We start from the raw sequence: 22411 nt of genomic DNA on the forward strand, positions 1-22411 counted from the left end.
TATTTAGCTTAACCAGACTGTACTTTCCCCCGGCAGCAACCTATCGCCGACAGCCCAAGGGGCAATCGTATCGTCTATTTGCGAAATTTGCCGAAGCAGATAGCTTTGCGCATCGGCATGAACCTGCCCGCCAACTCGCTTCTCCACGCCGCCAAGCGTTCCCCGATCGATCGCCGACTGTAAGTAATAGTTATACTGGGTATAGCGTCCGGACAGTGGCGAGTCCTGTAGTGCGTTCAGCAGCGACGCCCCTGAAGCGCCGTTGCCGCTCAGAGACGACTCGCTGGGAAGCTGCCTATAGCGCACCATTTTTCCACGCAGCGCATATATCGTTGCCTGATCCAGACCTAATCCCTGCTTTAAATAGTTATCGAGCGAGCCGTAACTTTGGGTTATCTGATCAAATCCCGCCTGCAGCCAGCTGGCCTGAACGCTCATCAACTGCGCATAGCTGGGTTGCAAAGCGGGCGGCAGAGCGGCAAGCGTGGCCGAAATCCTTTCGGCGGTATAGTCGTTTGTAGCCAAATAGTCCTCAAAGATGGTACTCCGATCCACCCCGGCAATTGACTGTAGGAGCGCGGCCGTCCAGCCGGTACGATCTTTACCTGCGGTACAGTGAAACAGCGCTGCATTTTCTGCGCTAGCCATTTCCCGCAGTACTTGGCCAAAGCCCTGACGTGAATAATCGCTGGTGACAAAATCCCGCTCAACCTGCTCCATCATCGAATTAATGTCTTCTGGGGTCATACCGGCAAGCGTTGAATTAATAGCGCCACTGCTTGCCGTACCGATAATATCAACGTGGATATAGCGAGCGCCGCTGGGAAGCGTATCGGGTATTTTGGCAATCTCATCGTCAGTGCGAAGATCGATAACTTTATTGATACGTAACCCGTTTAACACGTTCAGATCTGACGCGGTTGGCGTTAACGCATTAGAGCGATAAAACACGCCCTGACGCATTTCTCCCCCCTGGCTCGTGGCGTAGGCAGCGGTTGTCCCAGCCACGTCGCGGAAATTATCCATCCCCTGTAGATGTGGCGTTAATAAAAGAGTTTCAGCAGCAATAGATGGATAAGAAAGAACAAGAGCGGTCAGAGTAGCGATATACGTTTTTATCAGTTTCAAAACCAGTTCCTTAGGTTAATCATAAAAAAATCACGCTGATTCTAGGTAGCCAACGTGAATGAAATATGACAAACGGATAAACGAAATATGACAGCCAGAAACGGCTTTCCAACCTTCCCCAGCCGTCATTGTTAAGAACAGAAAACAGTACGACCGCTTGAAAAATGCGATTTCGTCGCCATATAGTAAAAATAACGAACGCTATTGGAGTCGCCATGAAAACGAAACTGAATGAACTGCTCGAATTCCCTGCTCTTTTACTTATAAAGTCATGGGGCTAGCCAAACCAGAGCTGGTCGATCTGGTGGTGGAGGTCGTGCAGCGTCATGCTCCCGGCGACTACACCCCACAGGTCAAACCCAGCAGTAAGGGAAACTACCACTCGGTTTCCATTACTATCAATGCTACACACATTGAGCAGGTAGAAACGCTGTATGAAGAGTTGGGCAACATCGAGATTGTCCGTATGGTGCTATAATACAGCGCCTGTATTCTTACTGAGAAAAGTCGGGTTCTGCCCGACTTTTCTTTAGCTATCGTTTCTCTACTCAATTCCTATGCTGCATGTCCCCGGTTTTCCTTAATCAGCAAAGCTGCCTACGCCAGTTTTGCCCATAACTGTACTATGTTGTTCGATTTCATCTGGAGCAATGGATAAACGACGGGTATAATATCGTCATTAATTTTTAACGTTACGATGACTTCTTTGCAACAAAACACGCTTATCCTACGTCAGCTTGGCACTCAGCCCTATCAGGCGGTATCCAATGCGATGCACACCTTTACCGATCGGCGCGACCAACAGGCGCCCGATGAGCTCTGGCTGGTGCAGCATCCCCGCGTGTTTACCCAAGGGCAAGCCGGCAAACCAGAGCACGTGCTGGCAGCAGGCGATATCCCAGTCATACAAAGCGACAGGGGCGGCCAAGTAACTTATCACGGCCCCGGTCAGCAAATTATGTATGTGCTCATTGACCTGAAAAGAAAGAAAGTCGGCGTTCGAGAACTGGTCACCGCGCTAGAAGAAACTGTCATTAATACCCTCGCTGACTTCAGTATTGCATCTGCCGCCCGTCCCGATGCGCCAGGCGTTTACGTCAAAGATAAAAAAATCTGCTCTCTGGGGCTTCGCATCCGCAGAGGCTGTTCCTTCCACGGGCTAGCGCTAAACGTGGATATGGATCTGGAACCCTTCACGCGTATCAATCCCTGTGGCTATGCAGGTATGCAGATGACACACATGAAACAGCTTAACGCGTCGGTCAGCGCGTCTGCCGTCCCGCCGATTCTGGTGCGGGAATTCACTCAACGACTCGGCTATCAACATACTGAGCAAGGCAACTGGAATCTTAAAGACTATGAGTAAACCCATTCAGATAGAGCGCGGCGTCAAGTATCGCGATGCCGATAAAATGGCCCTGATCCCGGTCAAGTCCGTCGAAAGCGAATCTCCGCAGCCTCTGCGCAAGCCTGAGTGGATGAAAATAAAGCTGCCCGCCGACTCCACGCGCATTCAGGACATCAAGTCCGCCATGAGAAAAAACGGTCTGCACTCCGTTTGTGAAGAAGCCTCATGCCCTAATCTGGCAGAATGCTTTAACCACGGTACGGCAACCTTTATGATCCTCGGTGCTATCTGCACCCGACGCTGCCCGTTCTGCGACGTTGCCCACGGTCGACCACTGCCGCCGGATGCCGGAGAGCCCAGCAAGCTGGGGCAAACCATTAAAGATATGGCGCTGCGCTACGTCGTTATTACCTCTGTTGACCGCGACGACCTTCGCGACGGCGGTGCTCAGCACTTTGCTGACTGTATTAGCGCTATCCGCGCACAGAGCCCTAATATCCGGATAGAAACGCTGGTTCCAGACTTTCGCGGCAGAATGGATCGCGCGCTGGAGATCCTGAACGCTACGCCTCCCGACGTGTTTAACCACAATCTGGAAAACGTCCCGCGCCTGTACCGTCAGGTTCGTCCCGGTGCAGACTACGCGTGGTCGCTCAAGCTGCTTGAACGGTTTAAAGAGGCTCATCCAGAGATCCCAACTAAATCCGGTCTGATGGTCGGTCTTGGCGAAACCAATGAAGAAATTATCGAAGTGATGCGCGATTTGCGCGCTCACGGCGTAACAATGCTGACTCTGGGCCAATACCTCCAGCCAAGCCGTCACCATCTTCCGGTTCAGCGCTATGTAAGCCCAGAAGAGTTTGAAGAGATGAAGACTGAAGCACTGTCAATGGGCTTTACCCATGCTGCCTGTGGCCCTTTTGTCCGCTCATCCTACCACGCCGATCTTCAAGCTCAGGGTGTTGAAGTGAAATAAGATCGTCGGTATATAAACATGAAAAAGCGCGCCGCTGGCGCGCTTTTGCGTTCTATTGAAGCCGAAATATTCAGGAAACTTTCTTGTTTTCCACCTGCTCGGCGTGCGTCTCACTGGCGTTACTGTCAGAGGGCGTTTCGTTTTCCATGGCCTTTTTAAAGCCTTTGATCGCTGCACCAAGGTCGCCACCGAGTGTGCGCAGTTTGTTCGTCCCAAACAGCAGGACAATCAGTGCCCCGATGATTAGCAGCTTAGTAATGCTTATACCCGCCATATTAACCTTCTTACTTTATCTCTTGTTGATTGACTCAACGTCATTAATCCCACACCTGTTGTACGACAAATATAGCCTAATCACAATCTTGAAATGTAACAGATTCCAAAAAATTCGAATTATCAAACCTTAAGGAATAGTCATCCCTTAAAAAAGGCGTCATAACGCCTATGATTTTATATTGTTGTTCTATTTTTACGACGAATATGTATAAAAAACTCCCTTTTTCGGCATCAAGTGAAAGCTTTTTATTAAAGAATAATATAAACAGGCCTGCTTATAAAAAAATGCAATTACTGATTACCCTAATATATTATTTTTTATAAAGAAATGATAACTATTCATATCTACACGGCGTGGATTTTCATCCCCAAAAACCGCTAACTTACCGTATTACTGCACCTTCTGACATTTTGAAATCTATTGTGCAAATAACTGTTGGAAATCAAAACAGCGCGTACTTTATCTTTAGTGTGTTAGAAGATTTCATTCAGAAAGCAACATGTTCAGAAATGCTACACTCAACCTGCCACGACTAGCGCCATTAGCGTCAATATCCACTGGGTTGCCACCCCCGCAGCCGCGCTAAACAGCAGTCGCCGAGCTCCCCGCCAGCGCACCTCCATGCCCACATCGGGAATAGCTTTCCTTCCCCAAAACAGCCCTAGGGCGGCGTCAAACTCAGCCTCTCGCTCCGGGTGTCGGTACAGCAGCGCAAACAGTCGGCAGTCCATCCACATTCGCCAGCAGTAGTACTGAGCAAATAGACCGCCCCCCATCGCCATGGCAAACAGAAACGAACCTTTTCCGCTGCTAACCACCAAGCACAGGCCAACAATCACCGCTGCCGCAGATAAAGCCGCAATATAGCGCCAGCTTTTTAGTGCCGTAATCAGCACCGTTCCCGCCACTGGATGTTGTATCATGCCTGCTCCTTATGGTTTCACGTACTCTTTTGCCCACTGGTCTAACACGGCAACATGAGACTCTCTAAAGATGACTCCAGGGCGCTTCTGCTGAACGCACTCCACTGCCTGAGCCACAGTAACAGCCACCCGCTGCTGCAAAAGCCAGGCAGCCACCACCGTCGCACTGCGGGATAGCCCCAGCGCACAGTGCACCAAGACATTTCCTTTACCGCTGAGCCTGTCGAGAACCTGTACCGACTGCTGCAGCTCCTCCACACTTGGCGCCAGCAAATCCAGCTGCGGACATGCGGTGTAAAAGGCGCTGTGTGCATGTCGACTACGGGGCCATTCTGACGTCATGTCCAGCACTGCGCCCGCTTCAATCGGCGTTTTAGGGTAGCACCCTAGGACAATCCCAGGAGTGATTTCATTACTTGCTGGGAACTTGGCGCTGAAATATCGAAACGAGCACCAGGCACCCAGCCAGTAGGGAGCAAGTAAAACTCGGGCTGAGGGAGAAACATTGCCACGTTCGTTTTTTTGGAAAACCCCATCCCCTAAGCCAAGATACCCCAAAGACACCATCAGCAGCGCAAAGGACGGCCAGAGAAACAGCCAGCCTGCCCCGCCTAGCCCTACTGCCGATAGGGCGCAGACACTGCCACCAACAAAATAGTAACTCGCCAGCCGTCGAGCAAACGGATCGCGGCTTGGCTTCCAGCGCCAGCGTTGAGCTATCGGCAGCGCATAGCTAATCACGATACCGACAAACAAACCGGTTACTACGTCGATAGCATGATGCTGCCAAGTGGTTAATACCGAAATACCAATCAGGGAAAACCAGCTGTGCAGCAGCCAGCGCCAGCGCGCCGCCACGTGGGGGCAAAAGCGCAGCCACAGCAGCCAAAGCAAAATAATGTGCAGAGAGGGAGCCTGATTATAGGGTAAGTCGAACATCTCTAACTGGGCAAACAGCCAGCCGAACATCCCATCACTTTGCGGCCGCACAAAGCTAAAGCGTAGCGGAAACAGCAGAAAACCAAGGCAGGCCACCGTTGACGCCGTCAGCAATCGACAGCCGTGAACCCACAGTTCCCGGCGCGATGTACAGACAAACAGCGAAATGCCGTACAGCAGGTCAATGCTCCAATAGGGAACAATCGTCCAGGGTAAAAACGGAATGGAAGACTCCCATCCAAAAGCGAAAATCGCCACGTCGCTGCGGGTAGCCGTAAACTGATTCACCTGGCCGTAAGTCAGAAAAAAATAAGGGCCAAGAAACAGCAGCCAAAGCAAAGCCCGAGGCCAAAGCTCACGCCTGACGCTCGAACCTGATGCGTTTTCTTTTATCATTCGTTAACCATTCTGGCAAAGCGCAGAGTTCGGAGGGAAGGCCACCTTAGCAAGCGGCCTTTCCATCAGATCCATGCGCGCTAGCGCTTCTCGGCGATAGATACGCTGAAAATGCCCCACTCGTCGATAAGCTCCAGACGCTTCACGAAGCCCGCTTTTTCCACCATGCTGTCCATTTCACCCTGCGTTCTGCGGCGCATCACCCACGGCTTACCGCTCTGATGGCTGGTTAGCAGACGTGCAATCGTCTCCAACTGAGGATGCCAAGGCTGGCCGGTATAAACCAGCATGCCGCCGGAAGGAATTGCGTCCCCCAGCCCCATCAGTGATGCCTGAACCGGACCGTTATCGGGAAACAGCTCGTACAGGCCTGAGACAATACCCAGCGTTGGTGAAGGATCCAGCGTCGCCAAACTCTGACGGTCAAAAGCGTCGCCAACCACAAAGCGCGCTTTGTCCTCAAGACCGCGAGAAATAATCATCTCGTTGCCCTTCGCCACGTTCAGTTCGCTGTAGTCCCGCAGCAAAATGGACTCTACGCCTTCAGCGTTGCCGATCGCGTCAAGGATATAGCGCCCGTGCCCAGCGGCAATGTCCACCATGCGAATGGGCAGTCCCTTGGCCTGAAGTTCGGCTATCGCCTGACCAATCAGCGCCTCAATATTCACTTTTCGCTGGCGAATACCGCGCCAGCCGATGCTATTAAGGTAAATTTTATCGACAAAAAGACCAAAGGCGTTACTTCCCTCTGGCTGGTTACGATACACATAGTCAAGAGTGCTGCCGGAGTCAAAGCCGGTCTCAAAGCCGAGCCGTACCCCCTTGGATGATGTTCCTAGCGCTGCCATGGCCTTTTGCATACCGGCATAGGCATAGCGCTTGATAGAGTAGTGAGGCAGCGGTGCCTGTAGGGTACGGTATTCATCCGCTGTTGGGCTCCACCGATCTTCTTCGGCATAGTCGTGATACACCGGAGCCTGTGCAAATACGCAATCGATAAACGCTCGAATTTTATCAAACGCTAGCCTGCGGTCTTTCTCCCCAAGGGTATCGTGATAGAAGCCGCCTAAAACGTGTTTTTCTTTCACTGTCGTATTCAGGCGCTCGTAAAACTGATGCTGAGGCTTGTGGTGAACCACGTAGTCATCGCCGGAAATTAACAGCTGTGTTGGTACGGTAATCGCCGAAGCGTCCGCGACGATGCGTTCAGAAGTCTGGTAAAGCTCCAGCAGAATGTTCACAGCAATAGCGCGCGTAATCAACGGATCCTGATTAAACGATTCAATGCGCGCTTCGTCGTGGGTCAGATACTTGCCCTTCACGTAAGAATTCACATAGAACAGGCCGCGGAAATTCTTCATCAACCCCAAGCCGGCTCGGGCAAAGGGCACGTAGAGCTTCACCTTGAAGGCTGGAGAAGCAAGAACCAGCGCGCGAATTTTAGGCGCATAGTCGTGAACCCAGGTTGCGGCCAGCACAGCGCCAACACTCTGGGCAATCACCACCAGGTTTTCCATCGGCACGCCGCTGTCTTGAACAACGTAGCGAATAAACTCGTCAACGTCCTGCACCGACCGCCCAATGCTTGGGCTGTGGCCGCGAGGCCCCGGTGACTTGCCGTGCCCTCGAGCATCCCAGGCATACATAGGAACGCCGGGCATATTCAGTTCATCAACAATATGCTGCAAACGGCCTGAATGCTCATGGCCGCGATGAAAAAGAACGATGACGCGATCGGACGGCTCCCCCTCAGACTGCCAGCAGCGAAAAAACAGTTCTGTTCCATCAGAGGTCTTAAACTGACGCTCTTGCGCCACTCTCGGTTGAGATAAACTCATGACTTACTCCCTTGTGCTCTGTCTTGCAATGCGATAAACCGCTCTTGGAGAGCCTGTATAAACTCTCCCTTCTCTTCGCGGCAGTAGACGGGACTATCGATAAATACGTCGATAAAAAAGGGAACGGGTATCCACTGCCCTTTTCCCATCGCTTTTCCTAAACCGTACATAAATACGGGGGTCACCGGCACGTCGGGAAACTGCCGACACAGGTACCAGAGGCCTGACTTAAACGCAGACAGCGTTTCGGGTTCACCTCGCGTTCCTTCGGGAAACAGGATCAGAATTTTTCCCTCCTTCAGCGCCTGAACGCAGCCCGCCAGAGGATCGGACTCCTGAGGGTTGCCGCCCCTAACCACCGGAATAATGCCGACCACCTGCGTGGCAAACCAGGCCATCAGGCGGTTTTTCAAAAAGTAGTCCGCCGCTGCTGCGGGCTGCACCAGATGTACCTTAGACAGAGGAAACAGCGTCAGCAGCGTTAACAGATCCAGATGGCTGTTATGATTGGCAATAATAATCGCTGGCCCTTCCTGAGGCAGACGGCGACGGTTTATCACCGATACACCGAGCCAGGCCAGCACCACCGGGTATGCCACCAGAATCACAAACAGACGACGCAGCCATGGGTTCACGTCACCACCTCCCCCGTTCAAAAACGCGACATCATTAAAAATGCAGCCTGTTTAAAAGTGCAGCCTGTTTAAAAGTGCAGCCTGTTTAAAAGTGCAGCTTGTTTAAAAATGCAAATAGTACAGCACGTGGAAAAACAGCGGCGCGGTATAAATCAGAGAGTCCAGACGATCGAGAATACCTCCGTGCCCCGGCAGCATGCTGCCGGAATCCTTCACGCCAATGTCTCGCTTCACCGCGGACATCACCACGTCACCAATAAAGCCGGTTACACCAATAAGAAACCCCATCCCCAAAGACTCCCAGCCCGACAGCGGCGTCAGCACGCCCCCCAGCAGCCAGGCTAGGAACATGGTTGTAGCAATGCCCCCCAGTAGCCCTTCCAGCGTCTTATTTGGGCTAACTTTAGGGATCACTTTGATGCGCCCTAGGCTTTTTCCCCACAGGTACTGAGCAATATCGTTACACTCCGTCAGCGCCACCAGATAGATAACCAGCAGCGGCCCGGTTTCCGGCGCCTTGCTTGGTAAAACGGTCAGGTAGGCAACGTGGCTAATGGAGAATACCGTCGTCATGACGCCCCAGTGCAGCATCGACGCAGAGTGAAGAAAATTTTTGTTGTTGCCGATCAGCACCATGCGCATCGGCAAAAACAGGAACACATAAACCGGGATAAACACCAAGAACATGCTGTACCACTCAATGCCAACCCAGTAATACTGGATCGGAATGGCGATATAGGCCCACAGAAGCGGCATGCTGTCAGAACGGCGTGTGGGAATAAGCGTTAAGTACTCTTTCAACGCCAGAAAGCTGATAGCCGCAAAGACGGTAAGAGACAGCGCTCGCGGTGTGGCAATGGCCAGCGCGAAGACAATGACGATCCACCACCAGGTGGTAATACGCTTTTTCAGCTCGCTCCAGTCCTTTTCCGGCGAGCGCTGGGCCAGCACGCCAATCGTTACGCTAGCAACGACTAAGAGCGCAAACAGAATAAGCAGCGCGCGAATGAGTATTGGGCTCATTTTACGACTCCCTAAAGATTAGCGAACTTCCGCCAGCGCTCTGCGGCAGCGGTTGATACAGGTCCAGACCAGCAAAACGCTGACTGCCACAAACACCAGCCAGCTCCAGGCTAAAAGCTGCGGCCAAAGCGCCAGAGCTAAGCCGTAAGCACCAAAGACCAGCGCCCGATCGCTTTTCCCCATCGGCCCGTCATAGCGGCGAGAAGCGCCGATAGTCTGCGCCAGCACGCCGCAAAATTCAGTCATTGCCGCCAGCAGCACCGCCACAACCACCAGCCAAGGCGTCGCCCCGGGCAGTAGCGCAAAAGGCAGGTAGAGCGCCGCATCGGATACCACGTCCCCCACTTCATTGAGCAACGCCCCCAGCTTAGACTGCTGGTGATACTCGCGCGCCAGCAGGCCATCGATAGCGTTAAGAGCCATTCTGATAAAAAGGAAAACGGGGAGAATAACGAACAGAGAAGCGATAGGGAAAATCGTCAGCAGCGCGCCAACGACAACCGAAGCAATCAGCGCCGCCAGCGTGACCTGATTTGCCGTCACTCCTGCACGATACAGTCGATGAAGCAGTGGCCGAAGCAGTGCCTGAAATTTGGGTTTAAGATCGTATACAGTCATAATTCCCTTTATCTATGCCGACGCTTAATGTCGTCACGCTACAATAGAGCCCACACACAGGCAACAAGAAAGCGTAGGTTTTCCGAAGTGTTAACAGCCTAAATTGTAACATTTCTCTGCCATTTCCCCTAAAGACTGACAAAACTTCACTTTGGCTTCACGGATAGACAATAGTCTGCTCGGCAGAATAATAAAGCAGGACGTTATACCTATGACTTCTCGTCACCGATTAGCACTTTATTCCCTACTGGTCTTCGCGCTTCTGGCGCTGTTTATTCCGTCAGGCCGCAGCTATGAGCCTCAAACGGGCGATGTGATTTTTCACACGTCTCGCTCGTCACAAAGTCTGGCTATCCAGCAGGCAACAGACTCCCCCTACAGCCACATGGGCATGGTGGTTATTCGTAACGGTAAGCCCTATGTATTTGAGGCCTCACGTCAGGTTGTCTATACCCCCCTCAAAGAGTGGATAGCCAGAGGCTCTCGCGGCGCCTTCGTTGCCAAGCGCCTGCAAACAGCGCTGACACCGGCACAGCAGGCTGCGCTGAGTAAAATGGCAAAGCGCTACGTAGGAAAACCCTACGATCTTACCTTTTCCTGGTCAGACGATCGCCAATATTGTTCTGAAGTCGTCTGGAAGGTGTACTTCAAAGCGCTGGGAATGGAAGTCGGTCATCGGCAAAAGCTGGGGGATTTTGATCTTAGCCATCCCGCCGTCAAGGCTAAGCTAAAAGAGCGCTACGGCAGCCGCATTCCCCTTAATGAAACGGTTATTTCGCCGAAAGCCATGTTTGACTCAGGATTGCTTTATACGGTCGCGGAAAAATAGCCTGCCATTTATAACTTGTTATTTATAGCTTGCTATTTATAAGAATGCGCCCTAACATGCGCCGGTTTCTTACACCCAATCACTTTTACCCGCAAAGGAGGTATAACATGCAGCAAACTCAACGTAATACCCTTTGCAGGCGTATTCAGGGCTAGTTACTTCTCGTTCTTTCCCCCTGGCTTCGGCCTGCCAATTCTCTTTTTTATTATTTACCTTTCCAGGAATTGGTTATGGGCAATTTTATTCGTCCTCTATCCGAGCGCGTCTCTTATATCGCGTCGGATAACCTTTGGATCGAAGGTTTAGCGATCCAACAATTACATACAGTGGCAGAAATGCCGGGCATGACACGCGCTGTCGGCATGCCGGACTTACACCCAGGCAGAGGCTACCCGGTCGGCGCCGCCTTCTTTTCTGTGGGCCGCTTCTATCCGGCGCTAGTGGGTAACGATATCGGCTGCGGCATGGGTCTGTGGCAAACGTCAATGCCGCAGCGACAGACTCGTCTCGACAAGTTGGAGAAACGCCTAAGCGCCTTGAGCGACTTCGCCTCTTCGGAATGGCTTGCAGAGCACCTAGCGCCGGACATACAGCAGCATCCGTTCAGCTATGCGCTGGGCTCAGTCGGCGGCGGCAATCACTTCGCCGAGGTGCAGGCAGTAGATCGCATTTACGATGACAGTGAAGCAAGTCGCCTTACTCTCGATGCCAGCACCCTGCTGCTTCTGGTTCACAGCGGCTCTCGTGGGCTTGGGCAGGACATCCTGCGGGCTCACGTCGACCGCTTTAATCACAGCGGTCTTGAGGAAGGCAGCGACGAAGCGCTGCGCTACCTTGAAGCACATCAACAGGCGCTCGAATTTGCCAGACTGAATCGTCGCCTTATCTCGCTTCGCCTGCTGGAGCAGATTAAAGGCGAAGGCCGCCTCTTGACGGACGTCGACCATAATCTGGTTGAATCGTGCCGTCTGGGTAAACAGGACGGCTGGCTGCATCGCAAAGGCGCAACGCCGTCTCATCGCGGCCCGGTTGTTATTCCCGGCTCGCGGGGAGACTACAGCTATTTGGTCAGGCCGATAGTGTCAGAACAAAGTCTGTACTCACTGGCGCACGGTGCAGGCCGCAAATGGATGCGCTCAGAGTGTAAAGGCCGACTGTCTGCACGCTTTACGCCAGAGCAGCTGGGCCGAACTGAAATGGGTAGCCGAGTTATCTGCCAGGATCGCCAGCTAATTTATGAAGAAGCCCCACAGGCCTATAAGCCGATAGACAGCGTTATCGATACGCTGGCAGGGGCAGGCCTTATCGCCCCAATAGCCCGCCTGAAGCCAGTGCTGACTTATAAAACCGGAGGAGGAAAAAGTAAATGATACTGCTACAACTCTCCTCTGCTCAGGGGCCTGAAGAGTGCTGCCTAGCGGTCAGTAAAGCGCTGCATCGGCTTAATAAAGAAGCCGATGCAGCACAGGTCAGATTGGAATGCTTAGAACAGGAGCCAGGTCAAAACCCCGACACGCTACGCTCAGTGCTGGTCTCTCTCCAAGGTGAAGGTGCCGAAAATCTGGCTGAGCGCTGGTGCGGCTCTCTGCTGTGGATATGCCAAAGTCCCTATCGGAGTCATTATGGTAGGAAAAACTGGTATATCGGCATTGCCAGCTTTAAGCAGACCGATCCTACGTTAGAGGGGCAGATTCGCTTTGAAACGCTGAGATCGTCTGGGCCCGGAGGGCAGCACGTCAACAAGACAGACTCAGCCATTAGGGCTACGCATACGGCAAGCGGGATTAGCGTTAAAGTCCAGTCAGAACGTAGCCAGCACGCCAATAAAAAACTTGCCTTATTGCTGATATCACACAAGCTCGCTCAGTTACAGCAGCAGGCTCAGTCGGATTTAAAAGCCAAACGGCGTCTGTTTCATCACCATATTGAAAGAGGAAATCCTTCACTCATTTTTAAAGGTGAAGCATTTACTCCCGCATAAACCAATATTTATTAATCCCACGCCGCTTGCTTAGACAGAAGCGGCAATAAAACGCTGAGGTTCATCGTTATCACAATTCTTCTGTATGTATAAGAAGCTTATTAAAGGCAATATCGCAATAGAAGATAGGCTGTTATTACGTAAACGTAGAATAAATAGTGATATAAATAAAGAAAAGTTATTAAGCGCCAGCTGTATAAAACACGGCTGAATAAAACACGGCTGAATATGAAATAGTGGAGAGGAAATTTATGAGGGTGATAAATAAAACCACACCGCAAAAAGTTTGCGGTGTGGTTTTAAACGAAATTAGCAGCCCAGTTGAGACAGGGTCGGCTTGAACGCATCCATAGCAGCTTTGCAGCTGTTCTTCAGAGCTTCTTTATCAGCCATCTGCTTCCAAGACTCGGTAGCCTGATCCATCTGAGTTTTAAACTGATCGGCCATTGCCTTGTTGTCTTTACCCAGCTTGTTTACACAAGCAGTGATGGTGTTCACGTACTCATTACACTCAGCCGGTAGACCGTTGTCAGCTTGAGCAGCAGGCTTGTCTTTTTCACCACAGCCGCTTAACGCCAGCAGAGAAAGGGCAACAACAGAAGAGAGAAGAATGCGAGAAGGTTTCATGTATTCATTTCCTTGAAATATATTTATCTAAAATAACACGTTAGAACAACATCATGATTGTTCTTCAGAAATTATATCACTAATTAATTAGTATGAGTAGCCTCAACGAAGCCAACGTGTTTTAACATAGAGATACAGCACATCTAATAATGTTAAGAAAATATTTCATTCCAACGGCGTCATTGCCGCAGAAACCGGAAATTAAAAAATTTTTTTAGTCATAGGCAACACATGAAAAAGTAAGCAATAAAAAAGCCAATGTGTTGTGATTAACCAAAGAGATAACAGTAGCGCTTGGCAACAGCGTTTAGACCAACGTTCGCATCAGATACGGGTAGCAATACACACTCCCCTTTATTTTCCACAGTGTTTAGCCACATAGGGATTGTCATTTCCCTGCACCTTCTGGATGCGCCTATTTCGTTCACATTCCCAAGCCGTGGCCGGATAAAGCATATCCCACACGCGAAAAAGCTCTTCTTGCCGTTTAGACAGGTTTAAACGATAGCGATCGCGCATATAAAAGTAGGTTCTTGCTATCGCGCCTCGTGCTCTTTCAGGTGGTTCTGCAGCGCGCTGCTTAAAATCGATCTTCATCTGGCACTGGCCGTATTGAGAAGCGACCCCGTTCCACTGCTCAAAACGAAAGTTAGAACGATCATAGTTCACTTCACCAATCGCAGGCTGCAAATTGTGTAGGTCGGTCTCCATCTGGTTATAAACCGGATCTTTAGTACAGTTTTTTCGCCCCCCGCTTTGCCAACATCGCCGCTGGTGGCCAAACTGCCAGGCGGGAACCACGTGCTCCCATTCAATTCTTCCGGCTCGTTCTACATTGCTGCGGATCCGATAGCCGCAGCCCTGCAAATCAGGGATACCCTTTTTACCCTGCCAGCGAATATTACAGCCGCAGTAAAACGTCTTGGCCTTGTCTTTATGAATATCAATCGCCAATCGCTTCGCTTTACTAAAGCTGATGCCTGACGACGCGCCGCTCTCTTTCCCATAAAGCGGAGAAATGAAGAAAGCGATAAGAAGCAGACATGCGGCGCGGTAATGCATAACGTAAACGCTCGGTAGCAACAGCAAAGGTCGGCAGAGTAGCGGATTTAGCTATGTTAGACAACCGCGCTCTCAGGCCAAAAAGATAAATACCGTTTCGTATAGAGAAGTTTATTTAAATATAAACACCTAAAATAGCGTTAGTTTATATATTTTATAGAGAAAAGCGTTATTTTACCGGAAAATATAAATCCGCTTAGTGTACTAAAGAACACCTGTACTTACTGGGGTTATATGATATAAATAGCCTTAGCAAAGTGACCCTTAAAATATAAAGAGGTTTCTATGTATCCCGACTTTACGTTTCAATGTTCAAAGTGTGGGCATGACGCTTTTCGCTCCGAACACCCGGTAAAGTCACTGGACGACATACACGGCGCCATCTGTTCAAGATGCTGCAAGCCCGTTGCACTAAAGGATATTACCGCCCATAAAATACGCAGAATACAGCTCATTATTCAAAGAAAAGTGACTGAAGGAGCATCTATGGCTTAGATCTAACGAGTTGTGTAAAAATTATCTCTTGTTTTAAAATTAACAATCAAACGTAATGATATAAATTACAAAAAAGTTGATTTAAAATATAAATTCCGCAAAAAATAGAATTAACCTATAACAATAGGCAATGCTTAAAGGGCCTTAGATGACGACTCTAAAATATCCCCGATTATCAATAATCGGGGATGTATAACGTCTCATACAGCTACTGTGAAAATCCTCTACGGATAGCATCTACTGGCAGCATCACCGTATCAAAGAGAAAAGACAGTGGAACGTCGGCATAGTAAACCGGAGAACCTTCTCTAGCCTGATCGAGTGAGTACTGGGTTCCCGAATAGTACTCATCACCGTGCCCGTTGAATCTACTAGTAAAGCTGCCGCAGCCAGCTAGCCCCGCCAGTGCAAGCGCCAGAATCCCAACTCTTATTCGCATACGCCCTTCTCACTCTTCATCAACAGTCGCGAACAAAGACACTCACTCAACGATCACTGACAGGGAACAACCTCTCCAGTCACTTCGAGAATGCACATATCCTGTCTATTTCGAACCCGATAGCAGCCGGAATCGTCACACCAGCGGTCTACGGCATACGTTGATTCATCAACAACTCGCACGCGACCCCGGCGATCGGAGCCAGAAGTTACAGAAGAAGAGCGCGCTGCACGAGGATTAAAATAGTAGTTATTCCCCTTACAGTCGTTAAATGACGCAGACCGCTGACCGGAAGCATCCGTGTATTTTTCTACACAAACCTCATAGCTCTCAGCCTGAGCCAGCGATGAGCCCATCATGACAGCGGCTCCAGCGAGTATAAACAGCAGACGTTTTTTCATTGTTACATCCCTTCTTTACAACTTCCCTAAGTTAAAAATCACCGCGCTACAGCGTTATGACGTTGTTAGCGCCAGCTTCAGGCCAAAGGCCAGAAACAGAGTCCCGATACATCCATGAGATAAACGGGCAAGGCTGTAACGCTGTTTCAGCGCTGCGGCTAAAGTTGCTCCACCAAAAATGAGCACCGACAGATATACCATACTGAACGTTTCTAAAATAGCGCCCAGAACAAAAAACGGCATTGCCGTACCCGGATAGGCAGGATCGACAAACTGCACAAAAAACGATACGTAAAAAATAATCATTTTCGGGTTGGTCACGCTCAACAGCACTGCCTTTCTAAAACAGTTCGTTTTTACTAACGCAATGGCCGCCGCCTTTTCTCCACTACGGCGCTTTGTCAGCGTGGCATAGAGAATTGTCGCCCCTAAATAGAGCAGATAGGCCGCCCCTGCATATCTAACAATATTAAAGAAAAGCGGAGAGGTTTTTACCAAAGAGGCTACGCCTAAAAACGCGAGAAAGATCAGTGTTGCATCCCCAAGAAAAACGCCTAGGGCAGCCTTATATCCATCTTTAACACCGTATTTTGCACTGCTGGTTAACACAAACAGAGAGTTTGGCCCAGGCACTAGAGTGATAAAGGCTACGCCAATAACGTATGTCCACAGATTGATCACACCCATGCTTTCCAACATGTTTTTCCACTCCACCCGCTAAATAACAATCACCGGTTTTCATACGCCTTGTACCGGTTCAGATGAAGAGAAATATACAGACAAATAAACCAAAATCAACGCAATATAAAACAATTTAAAACTGCATTTTATAAAAAATGCAAACCATAAAACCAATACCAAGGCTTAACTATGAAATAAAAAACCAATTAAAAATAAAAAGCAGACAAAAGCATGATATTGCACGATAGAAGAAGAATTTTTCTTTTAGCTATCACTGTGCCTGTAAAGATGACGAGACGGTTTGTATTACATACCACGGAGCCTATGACATCCCGTAATGGTAGACAACATAGCACACAGAGAGGGTGAAACTAACGGCAGCAATGAGGAAAAAAAGCGGTAAAAAAGACACATTCTTTCCCCCTACTCCGGCAGCATAGCGAATCAGTAACGCCAGCGCGGCAGGAAAGATAATAAACATCAAGAGGGGTAGACCAGCCATTCGCGTTGCTCTCGTCTATCGTAAAAAATTTACTGTTGCTTCTATTATAGCCCACGCGAAAAACAGCCATGTTCACTACAGATCGCTTAACTGGTAGCTCACCGTATTCTTTTTCATGGTTTCATCATCGACATAGCTCACATCAATACCGCCGCTCTCAACCAGTCGATAGGACATCTCCATTGTGCCAAACTTTTCCTGCGCATCCCCCCAAACAATACGATTTCCGCTGGTACGACACAGATAGCTGAACGTAAGCTGCCTGGATTTCTTAAAAGTTACTAGGTAATCGCCGCTTTTACGCTGCTCAGAGACAGAAATACGTGCGTTAACCTCACGACCGCTAAGCTCGAAGTAACTGGCAATCGCTGCCTTACACTTCTGTTTATCATCCATGACGGGCTTGGCTAGTGCACTTCCAGACAGCGCGGCAAAGGCCAACACAACCATCTTTCCCAATCGGATCCCTTTTCGCTTCCCTGTCATTATCCTATTCCTAACCTGTGCACACGAATTGAACATCATATGACAAAGATTTTTGAAAGAGAATGCAATTTAGGTAGTTAATGCTTAGTGAAAGATGAAAAAATCGGGTTACTAGGTGGTAAAAAAAGAAAAGCCCCGATGGCGATCGGGGCAAAGCGAGCAATTTAACAGTATATCTAATCAAGCCATTCGGTGAGGATGTGCCTAATCGCTGTATAAATTATTACATAACGATAAGTAAGTCAACACAGGGAATGACGTAACCCTATTTATTTTTAAAACACATCAGCCGTTATGATTTGCCCGATACAGTTCCCAGGAATCGACCTGAACGCCGTCAGAGAAAGAGCAAAGAGAGTAAGTGCCATCGGCATTCTGCCGCGTCACTACCTTTCCACCAGCCTGAACACAGTATTCATCAGCCGGGTTACCCTTTCCCCCAATTGATGCACTGCTGGGCGACTCCGTCGCCGATGAACATCCTAACAGAGTCGCAGCAGCCAACAGGCCAGTGCCAAGGCAAAGCCCTTTCCCCCAGTTTTTCATCGTTATGTCCTCATTCGCCAAAAATCCTGCGTTCAACGTGTCGGCATGAAGCGCTCTTCCTACTAAGTCGACGCAAAAACCAGTCAGTGCGGTGAAATAGACTACTTCTCTACCAGTTCAGCAACGTCGGAAGAGTTAATCTGACGCTCATTGCCTTCTAAATCCGTATAGCGTGTCATCCCAGTTTCTTTATCCAGTTCAGGCTTACCGTCCGTGACTATTGTCTGACCGGTTTTAGTGGTCATAACGTACTCATTTGCACAGCCAGACAGGCCGAAAATCAGCATCAGCCCAGCGATCGCTACCATCATGTTTTTCATGCTCACCTCCACATTTTAGCAACAGAGCCTTACGCCCGGCAGAAAAAACAACCGGTGCAATTATTAACATAGTCTCGTTTTCTCCTATGGGATAAACATCTAATGCTAATTTTGGAATCAATATCACGGGCAAATTTATCGCTCTTACTTGCCTGTTCACTTTGTGACCCCGCTCCGATCTCTGCTGTAGTGGACTTGATATAGTGAATATTGGGTTAAACAACCATTAAGGAGGTATTATGTTTCCAGAATACAGAACGCTGATCTCCCATCTTAAAACTGTCCACCCCCGTTTCCACTCTCTGTTCGAAAAACACAACACGTTAGACCATGAAATCATTAGGTTAGAATCTCAAGGAGGCTCTTCTCTAAGCGATAAAATATCCCAGCTAAAAAAAGAGAAACTGCGGATTAAAGACGAGCTTTACCGCATCTTGAAAGAACAGGATACTGCCGCAGAGGCCTAGTCGGGTTAAGCCCTCTCCTATAAGAGTAAATTGGTACACAGCCCTGACTGTGGGGCTGTTATGCCGACAACACACCTTAAGAACCATATTTACCGTCTTTAAAAACGCAATAGCATCCACATTTACCTTGGGTATAATAAAACCGATTTTGTAAAGAGACTGGCACAATAATCAAAGCGTATCGTGCCCGAGCCTGTACCGCACTGTGTACAATACGACTCTCTCTTTCCGTTTATTTGCGGGGCAAAAGCAGCGAAACAGGCCCTTAGAAACAAATCAAAAAGGAATTGATATGAAAAAGATGATGCCCGTTCTTCTGATACTATGCGCAACCTCAGCCTATGCCGCAGAAGAAAACACGCTTAAAGAAGGCGTAAAAAGCACCGTCTCCGGCATCATTTCCGCCGGCAAAGACATGATGAGCGGCGCAAAGGACGGTGTTGATGAAGGACGGAAAAGCGGTGACAGCATTGATGGCGCCGTACTTGTCAACGACGGAGAAAACTTGAAAAAATACCTGAATGTCTCTGCGCTGAAAGTCGAAAAAACGGGTGACAAAGAGTATCAGATCACGCTGGCACTGCGTAACGATACGGACAAAATCATCAGATTAACCAATCTGGAAGAACAAAAGTCGCTTCAGCTCTTGGATAAAGATAAGTTCGTCGCCTACCTGAAAGTTCCGCATATGGACGTCAGCGTTCCAGCTAACGCTGCACTGAGGGAACGCTTCGTTTTTGCCCAACAGGAAGAGGTTCCAACTGTCCTACGCCTCTATGGTGTTGATATTACCCTCCCTGCACCTAGCGCCCCCTAACCACCGTTAAAAATAACTGAAACCGAGGAGCGGTAACATACGCTAACGCCCCTCGGTTAATTTATCCCTCTCAGCGAAGCCCCACGCTCTCGCAGTACGACTACTCCCGAATCTGTTCAATCACTTTACAACTGCCTGTCGCAAGCCCTGTTTCTTGTTCTAGAGTGCCGTCTATACACATGTTTTTCATTCTTAACGTTGCCAGACGGGCAAACTCTTCAGTTCGCTGCTGATACTCAGGAGAATTTACCTTTACGCTGTTTTCCTTTGCAATTTCTCGCGTGAGATGGCGTAAAACAATTCTTACGCGCAAATCTTTTTTCACCACTGGGCGAGCGTCAAGATAGTCGTTGAGCGCATCGGCAAATGCCGAACCACCATATAAAGAGCAAAATGCCAACGCCATCGCGGCTATTCCCTTATTCATTTTTTCCCCTTTCCCTAAACGTTCACCCACACATTATATCCCCAAACGTCGTGTGAGTTTTCTTTCCTTTACCTCACAGCAAACCCGATTAAAACTTCTCTTTAAAAACGTTAATTCCCTTATCTTTGACCAAAAGCAAAATGATAATGAAAATAATTATCACTCTCCATTGTATGTACCCCTATAGTCTGATTCAATAAAGCCCGCCGCCGAGGGGAAACGTCGCCTCGTTATCCCATTCTTTTAATGCGCTCGCGGTCAATTTAATCAGCTTTATTCAAGGGAAAAAGACATGAAGAACTATAAACTATTGGCAGGGCTGCTTCCCGCAATGATGGTAGCGGGAGCGGTAAATGCGGCCGAAGTCTACAACAAAGATGGCAATAAGCTGGACGTTTCCGGTCAAATTGAAGGCAATCACTACTTTTCAAGCGATAAGGGTGAAGACGGAGACAACAGCTTCGTTCGCTTTGGCATCATGGGTGAAACTCAGGTTAACGAGCAAATCACTGGCTATGGATTTTATCAAGCAGAGCTGACCGCTAGCTCCGCCGAAAACAGCGGTGACAACGGCTCAACCACTCGCTATGCCTATGCCGGTATTAAAATCGGTGACGCAGGCTCGCTGGACTACGGCCGCAATAACGGCATTCTGTACGATATCGGCGGATGGACTGACGTCCTGCCTGAGTTTGGCGGCGACTCCTATCAGCAAACCGACGTATTCATGACCCAGCGCGCTGGCGGTTTGGCAACCTATCGCAATAAAAACTTCTTTGGCATGGTTGAAGGCCTAGACTTCGCCGTTCAGTATCAGGGTCGTAATGACGCTGGCGATCGCAACGGAACTGACCGCAACGGCGACGGCTGGGGTATGTCAACAACCTACGATTTGGGTATGGGTTTATCCTTTGGCGTTGCCTACGCGTCATCTGACAGAACCGACGCTCAAAGCGCAGACGGCCGCGGTGACCGCGCAAACGCCGTTAGTACCGGCTTTAAATACGATGATAATAATATCTATTTAGCCGCTATTTATGCCCAGACTTACAACATGAATCTATACGGTAGCGATGACGAAGTCGCTAACAAGACTCAAAATATTGAACTGGTTGCCCAATACCAGTTTGAGTCCGGCCTGCAACCCTCTCTGGCCTGGGTTTATTCGAAAGGTAAAGACCTGCAGCACGATATCGGCACCAAAACCTATAACAGCGAAGAGCTGGCTAACTATATTGACGTAGGCGCTAACTACTACTTCAATAAAAATATGGCTGCCAAGATCGACTATAAAATCAACATGCTGGACGACAACACCTTTACCAAAAACGCGGGTATCTCTACAGACGATATCGTCTCTGTCGCGTTTGTTTATCAGTTCTGATAAACCCTGTTCTCCACAAAGAAAGGCGCCTTTGGCGCCTTTTTTATCAATATGTAACCCGTCCTGAATAGGGTTAACACATTCTGCTACTTTTGCGCGACTTTCTTCAGCGCTAGGGGCAGCAGTTCGTCCAGCTGCTTCTCAACAGTCCGGTAGGCTTCAAGAGGCTTACCATAAGGATCCGAAAGATCTTCCTGCTTGTTGGCTGCAAATTCAGCTAGGGTATAAACCTTATCCTTCGCGGCAGGGAAATTGGCTAGGATTTTATCTTTATGCCCCTGAGTCATGGTCAACAGCAGGGTCGACTTATCGATGTCAGCCTGCGAAAGCTGGGTGGCCTTGTGGTGAGAAATATCAATACCGCGCTCTTTAAGAACGGTTTCCGTTCCCTTTTCTGGCGTCGTTTCTTTTGGATCGACATTCACGCCACGAGATTGAACCAAAATATTCAGGTTTTCCTTTTTAATCAGATCGGAAGCCAGCGCCTCTGCCATTGGGCTGCGACCAGTATTTCCGGTACAGACAAAGGTCACCAGCGGCTCTGCGGCAGATGCCACCATACTAAAAAGCGACAGCGCGCCAGCGATCATTAAATGATTAAGTTTCATGCTATTCCTTTTGATGTGTTGCATATCATCGGTAACGGTAAACCTGAACGTTGGCGTAGCCGTTCCGAGGTATTTTTATAACGATAACGAACCCTCACCTCTACTGAGTGATTATTTATGCAATAAAAGAGAGGATTTATACTATACGATTGACGGAACTGTCAGGCAACAGGTTAAGCACAGGGGAGAATAAATTTACTTTTAGCGGATGCCGTTAACGTTTATCAACGGCACCCGC

General features: G+C 49.2%; 27 protein-coding genes and 1 pseudogene. 10 read left to right on the forward strand and 18 right to left on the reverse strand.

Going from position 1 to position 22411, the window contains the following annotated elements:
* Positions 1–3: 3 nt before the first annotated feature.
* Positions 4–1128, reverse strand: a complete 1125-nt coding sequence (locus DQM29_RS18285) for a tyrosine-protein phosphatase (protein ID WP_197708816.1) — start codon at positions 1126–1128, stop codon at positions 4–6.
* Positions 1129–1343: 215 nt separating this feature from the next.
* On the opposite strand from DQM29_RS18285, the pseudogene ybeD reads away from it, so the two are divergent.
* From ybeD to lipA, 3 genes and pseudogenes are all read left to right on the forward strand, one after another.
* Positions 1344–1606: pseudogene (ybeD, locus tag DQM29_RS10950) on the forward strand (DUF493 family protein YbeD).
* 219 nt (positions 1607–1825) lie between these two features.
* Positions 1826–2494, forward strand: a complete 669-nt coding sequence (gene lipB, locus DQM29_RS10955) for a lipoyl(octanoyl) transferase LipB (protein ID WP_111740724.1) — start codon at positions 1826–1828, stop codon at positions 2492–2494.
* Positions 2487–3452, forward strand: coding sequence for a lipoyl synthase (lipA, locus tag DQM29_RS10960; RefSeq protein WP_111740725.1), 966 nt, complete (start codon positions 2487–2489; stop codon positions 3450–3452). Before lipB ends, lipA begins: the two co-directional genes overlap by 8 nt.
* A gap of 70 nt (positions 3453–3522) precedes the next feature.
* Here the strand turns inward: lipA and tatE are convergent, their stop codons facing one another.
* The 7 genes from tatE to DQM29_RS10995 form a co-directional block, all read right to left on the reverse strand.
* Positions 3523–3726, reverse strand: a complete 204-nt coding sequence (gene tatE / locus DQM29_RS10965) for a twin-arginine translocase subunit TatE (RefSeq protein ID WP_111740726.1) — start codon at positions 3724–3726, stop codon at positions 3523–3525.
* Positions 3727–4247: 521 nt separating this feature from the next.
* Entirely contained in the window at positions 4248–4652 is a 405-nt protein-coding gene (locus DQM29_RS10970) for a hypothetical protein (RefSeq protein ID WP_111740727.1), read from the reverse strand.
* Positions 4653–4661: 9 nt separating this feature from the next.
* Positions 4662–5987: a phosphatase PAP2/dual specificity phosphatase family protein gene (locus DQM29_RS10975; RefSeq protein ID WP_111740728.1), complete on the reverse strand. Its 1326-nt coding sequence runs from the start codon at positions 5985–5987 to the stop codon at positions 4662–4664.
* Positions 5988–6067: 80 nt separating this feature from the next.
* A complete protein-coding gene (locus DQM29_RS10980) occupies positions 6068–7825 on the reverse strand; it encodes a bifunctional alpha/beta hydrolase/class I SAM-dependent methyltransferase (RefSeq protein WP_111740729.1) in 1758 nt (585 codons plus the stop codon).
* Positions 7822–8460, reverse strand: a complete 639-nt coding sequence (locus DQM29_RS10985) for a lysophospholipid acyltransferase family protein (RefSeq protein WP_111740730.1) — start codon at positions 8458–8460, stop codon at positions 7822–7824. Before DQM29_RS10985 ends, DQM29_RS10980 begins: the two co-directional genes overlap by 4 nt.
* A gap of 102 nt (positions 8461–8562) precedes the next feature.
* Positions 8563–9483 (reverse strand): phosphatidate cytidylyltransferase, encoded by a 921-nt coding sequence (locus DQM29_RS10990; RefSeq protein ID WP_111740731.1) that lies wholly within the window; start codon positions 9481–9483, stop codon positions 8563–8565.
* An 18-nt stretch (positions 9484–9501) separates the two neighbouring features.
* Positions 9502–10101: a CDP-alcohol phosphatidyltransferase family protein gene (locus DQM29_RS10995; protein ID WP_111740732.1), complete on the reverse strand. Its 600-nt coding sequence runs from the start codon at positions 10099–10101 to the stop codon at positions 9502–9504.
* A 211-nt stretch (positions 10102–10312) separates the two neighbouring features.
* Between DQM29_RS10995 and DQM29_RS11000 the strand changes: the two genes are divergently transcribed.
* The 3 genes from DQM29_RS11000 (at position 10313) to prfH (ending at position 12911) form a co-directional block, all read left to right on the forward strand.
* Positions 10313–10930, forward strand: a complete 618-nt coding sequence (locus DQM29_RS11000; RefSeq protein WP_111740733.1) for a YiiX family permuted papain-like enzyme — start codon at positions 10313–10315, stop codon at positions 10928–10930.
* 230 nt (positions 10931–11160) lie between these two features.
* The gene (locus DQM29_RS11005; RefSeq protein ID WP_111740734.1) at positions 11161–12300 is read left to right on the forward strand and encodes an RNA ligase RtcB family protein; all 1140 of its coding nucleotides are present in this window, start codon (positions 11161–11163) and stop codon (positions 12298–12300) included.
* Positions 12297–12911, forward strand: a complete 615-nt coding sequence (gene prfH, locus DQM29_RS11010; RefSeq protein ID WP_111740735.1) for a peptide chain release factor H — start codon at positions 12297–12299, stop codon at positions 12909–12911. The genes DQM29_RS11005 and prfH overlap by 4 nt, the downstream gene beginning before the upstream one ends.
* A 309-nt stretch (positions 12912–13220) precedes the next feature.
* Here the strand turns inward: prfH and DQM29_RS11015 are convergent, their stop codons facing one another.
* Together DQM29_RS11015 and endA are read right to left on the reverse strand one after the other, a co-directional pair.
* A complete protein-coding gene (locus tag DQM29_RS11015; protein ID WP_111740736.1) occupies positions 13221–13538 on the reverse strand; it encodes a hypothetical protein in 318 nt (105 codons plus the stop codon).
* A 354-nt stretch (positions 13539–13892) separates the two neighbouring features.
* Positions 13893–14600, reverse strand: coding sequence for a deoxyribonuclease I (gene endA / locus DQM29_RS11020; RefSeq protein ID WP_111740737.1), 708 nt, complete (start codon positions 14598–14600; stop codon positions 13893–13895).
* Between the two features lie 285 nt (positions 14601–14885).
* Between endA and DQM29_RS18745 the strand changes: the two genes are divergently transcribed.
* Positions 14886–15095: an ECs_2282 family putative zinc-binding protein gene (locus tag DQM29_RS18745; RefSeq protein ID WP_415270867.1), complete on the forward strand. Its 210-nt coding sequence runs from the start codon at positions 14886–14888 to the stop codon at positions 15093–15095.
* Positions 15096–15303: 208 nt separating this feature from the next.
* Here the strand turns inward: DQM29_RS18745 and DQM29_RS11025 are convergent, their stop codons facing one another.
* The 6 genes from DQM29_RS11025 to DQM29_RS11055 form a co-directional block, all read right to left on the reverse strand.
* Positions 15304–15534, reverse strand: coding sequence for a YceK/YidQ family lipoprotein (locus tag DQM29_RS11025; RefSeq protein WP_111740738.1), 231 nt, complete (start codon positions 15532–15534; stop codon positions 15304–15306).
* A gap of 53 nt (positions 15535–15587) precedes the next feature.
* Positions 15588–15935: a hypothetical protein gene (locus tag DQM29_RS11030; protein ID WP_111740739.1), complete on the reverse strand. Its 348-nt coding sequence runs from the start codon at positions 15933–15935 to the stop codon at positions 15588–15590.
* A gap of 54 nt (positions 15936–15989) precedes the next feature.
* Positions 15990–16634 carry a leucine efflux protein LeuE gene (gene leuE / locus DQM29_RS11035; protein ID WP_111740740.1) on the reverse strand — a complete coding sequence of 215 codons (645 nt, stop codon included), beginning with the start codon at positions 16632–16634 and terminating at the stop codon, positions 15990–15992.
* Between the two features lie 559 nt (positions 16635–17193).
* Positions 17194–17604, reverse strand: a complete 411-nt coding sequence (locus DQM29_RS11045) for a hypothetical protein (RefSeq protein ID WP_145960362.1) — start codon at positions 17602–17604, stop codon at positions 17194–17196.
* Between the two features lie 285 nt (positions 17605–17889).
* Positions 17890–18150: a putative hemolysin gene (locus DQM29_RS11050; RefSeq protein ID WP_111740743.1), complete on the reverse strand. Its 261-nt coding sequence runs from the start codon at positions 18148–18150 to the stop codon at positions 17890–17892.
* Between the two features lie 101 nt (positions 18151–18251).
* A complete protein-coding gene (locus tag DQM29_RS11055) occupies positions 18252–18470 on the reverse strand; it encodes a YgdI/YgdR family lipoprotein (RefSeq protein ID WP_111740744.1) in 219 nt (72 codons plus the stop codon).
* A 239-nt stretch (positions 18471–18709) separates the two neighbouring features.
* On the opposite strand from DQM29_RS11055, the gene DQM29_RS11060 reads away from it, so the two are divergent.
* Both DQM29_RS11060 and DQM29_RS11065 read left to right on the forward strand, forming a co-directional pair.
* Positions 18710–18937: a DUF465 domain-containing protein gene (locus DQM29_RS11060; RefSeq protein WP_111740745.1), complete on the forward strand. Its 228-nt coding sequence runs from the start codon at positions 18710–18712 to the stop codon at positions 18935–18937.
* A gap of 292 nt (positions 18938–19229) precedes the next feature.
* Complete coding sequence (locus tag DQM29_RS11065) at positions 19230–19754, forward strand: hypothetical protein (RefSeq protein WP_111740746.1); 525 nt, start codon at positions 19230–19232, stop codon at positions 19752–19754.
* Between the two features lie 100 nt (positions 19755–19854).
* Here the strand turns inward: DQM29_RS11065 and DQM29_RS11070 are convergent, their stop codons facing one another.
* Complete coding sequence (locus DQM29_RS11070) at positions 19855–20211, reverse strand: hypothetical protein (RefSeq protein ID WP_145960363.1); 357 nt, start codon at positions 20209–20211, stop codon at positions 19855–19857.
* A gap of 262 nt (positions 20212–20473) precedes the next feature.
* On the opposite strand from DQM29_RS11070, the gene DQM29_RS11075 reads away from it, so the two are divergent.
* Positions 20474–21565, forward strand: a complete 1092-nt coding sequence (locus tag DQM29_RS11075) for a porin (protein ID WP_111740748.1) — start codon at positions 20474–20476, stop codon at positions 21563–21565.
* Between the two features lie 86 nt (positions 21566–21651).
* On the opposite strand, the gene DQM29_RS11080 is transcribed toward DQM29_RS11075, so the two are convergent.
* Complete coding sequence (locus DQM29_RS11080; RefSeq protein ID WP_197708817.1) at positions 21652–22173, reverse strand: low molecular weight protein arginine phosphatase; 522 nt, start codon at positions 22171–22173, stop codon at positions 21652–21654.
* Between the last annotated feature and the right edge of the window lie 238 nt (positions 22174–22411).

Source organism: Leminorella richardii (assembly GCF_900478135.1).
GTDB lineage: Bacteria > Pseudomonadota > Gammaproteobacteria > Enterobacterales > Enterobacteriaceae > Leminorella > Leminorella richardii.

What these genes read in the sequence shown, in the direction of transcription:
- DQM29_RS11065 (WP_111740746.1), top strand. Translation starts at nt 19,230, where the DNA reads ATGAAAAAGATGATGCCCGTTCTTCTGATACTATGCGCAACCTCAGCC.
- DQM29_RS11075 (WP_111740748.1), top strand. Translation starts at nt 20,474, where the DNA reads ATGAAGAACTATAAACTATTGGCAGGGCTGCTTCCCGCAATGATGGTA.
- DQM29_RS11055 (WP_111740744.1), bottom strand. Translation starts at nt 18,470, where the DNA reads ATGAAAAACATGATGGTAGCGATCGCTGGGCTGATGCTGATTTTCGGC.
- DQM29_RS10990 (WP_111740731.1), bottom strand. Translation starts at nt 9,483, where the DNA reads ATGAGCCCAATACTCATTCGCGCGCTGCTTATTCTGTTTGCGCTCTTA.
- DQM29_RS11060 (WP_111740745.1), top strand. Translation starts at nt 18,710, where the DNA reads ATGTTTCCAGAATACAGAACGCTGATCTCCCATCTTAAAACTGTCCAC.
- DQM29_RS18745 (WP_415270867.1), top strand. Translation starts at nt 14,886, where the DNA reads ATGTATCCCGACTTTACGTTTCAATGTTCAAAGTGTGGGCATGACGCT.
- prfH (WP_111740735.1), top strand. Translation starts at nt 12,297, where the DNA reads ATGATACTGCTACAACTCTCCTCTGCTCAGGGGCCTGAAGAGTGCTGC.
- DQM29_RS10980 (WP_111740729.1), bottom strand. Translation starts at nt 7,825, where the DNA reads ATGAGTTTATCTCAACCGAGAGTGGCGCAAGAGCGTCAGTTTAAGACC.
- DQM29_RS11000 (WP_111740733.1), top strand. Translation starts at nt 10,313, where the DNA reads ATGACTTCTCGTCACCGATTAGCACTTTATTCCCTACTGGTCTTCGCG.
- DQM29_RS11045 (WP_145960362.1), bottom strand. Translation starts at nt 17,604, where the DNA reads ATGACAGGGAAGCGAAAAGGGATCCGATTGGGAAAGATGGTTGTGTTG.
- DQM29_RS10970 (WP_111740727.1), bottom strand. Translation starts at nt 4,652, where the DNA reads ATGATACAACATCCAGTGGCGGGAACGGTGCTGATTACGGCACTAAAA.
- tatE (WP_111740726.1), bottom strand. Translation starts at nt 3,726, where the DNA reads ATGGCGGGTATAAGCATTACTAAGCTGCTAATCATCGGGGCACTGATT.
- DQM29_RS11005 (WP_111740734.1), top strand. Translation starts at nt 11,161, where the DNA reads ATGGGCAATTTTATTCGTCCTCTATCCGAGCGCGTCTCTTATATCGCG.
- DQM29_RS10995 (WP_111740732.1), bottom strand. Translation starts at nt 10,101, where the DNA reads ATGACTGTATACGATCTTAAACCCAAATTTCAGGCACTGCTTCGGCCA.
- DQM29_RS11080 (WP_197708817.1), bottom strand. Translation starts at nt 22,173, where the DNA reads ATGAAACTTAATCATTTAATGATCGCTGGCGCGCTGTCGCTTTTTAGT.
- DQM29_RS10975 (WP_111740728.1), bottom strand. Translation starts at nt 5,987, where the DNA reads ATGATAAAAGAAAACGCATCAGGTTCGAGCGTCAGGCGTGAGCTTTGG.
- DQM29_RS11050 (WP_111740743.1), bottom strand. Translation starts at nt 18,150, where the DNA reads ATGAAAAACTGGGGGAAAGGGCTTTGCCTTGGCACTGGCCTGTTGGCT.
- DQM29_RS11025 (WP_111740738.1), bottom strand. Translation starts at nt 15,534, where the DNA reads ATGCGAATAAGAGTTGGGATTCTGGCGCTTGCACTGGCGGGGCTAGCT.
- DQM29_RS11030 (WP_111740739.1), bottom strand. Translation starts at nt 15,935, where the DNA reads ATGAAAAAACGTCTGCTGTTTATACTCGCTGGAGCCGCTGTCATGATG.
- DQM29_RS11015 (WP_111740736.1), bottom strand. Translation starts at nt 13,538, where the DNA reads ATGAAACCTTCTCGCATTCTTCTCTCTTCTGTTGTTGCCCTTTCTCTG.
- lipA (WP_111740725.1), top strand. Translation starts at nt 2,487, where the DNA reads ATGAGTAAACCCATTCAGATAGAGCGCGGCGTCAAGTATCGCGATGCC.
- lipB (WP_111740724.1), top strand. Translation starts at nt 1,826, where the DNA reads ATGACTTCTTTGCAACAAAACACGCTTATCCTACGTCAGCTTGGCACT.
- leuE (WP_111740740.1), bottom strand. Translation starts at nt 16,634, where the DNA reads ATGTTGGAAAGCATGGGTGTGATCAATCTGTGGACATACGTTATTGGC.
- endA (WP_111740737.1), bottom strand. Translation starts at nt 14,600, where the DNA reads ATGCATTACCGCGCCGCATGTCTGCTTCTTATCGCTTTCTTCATTTCT.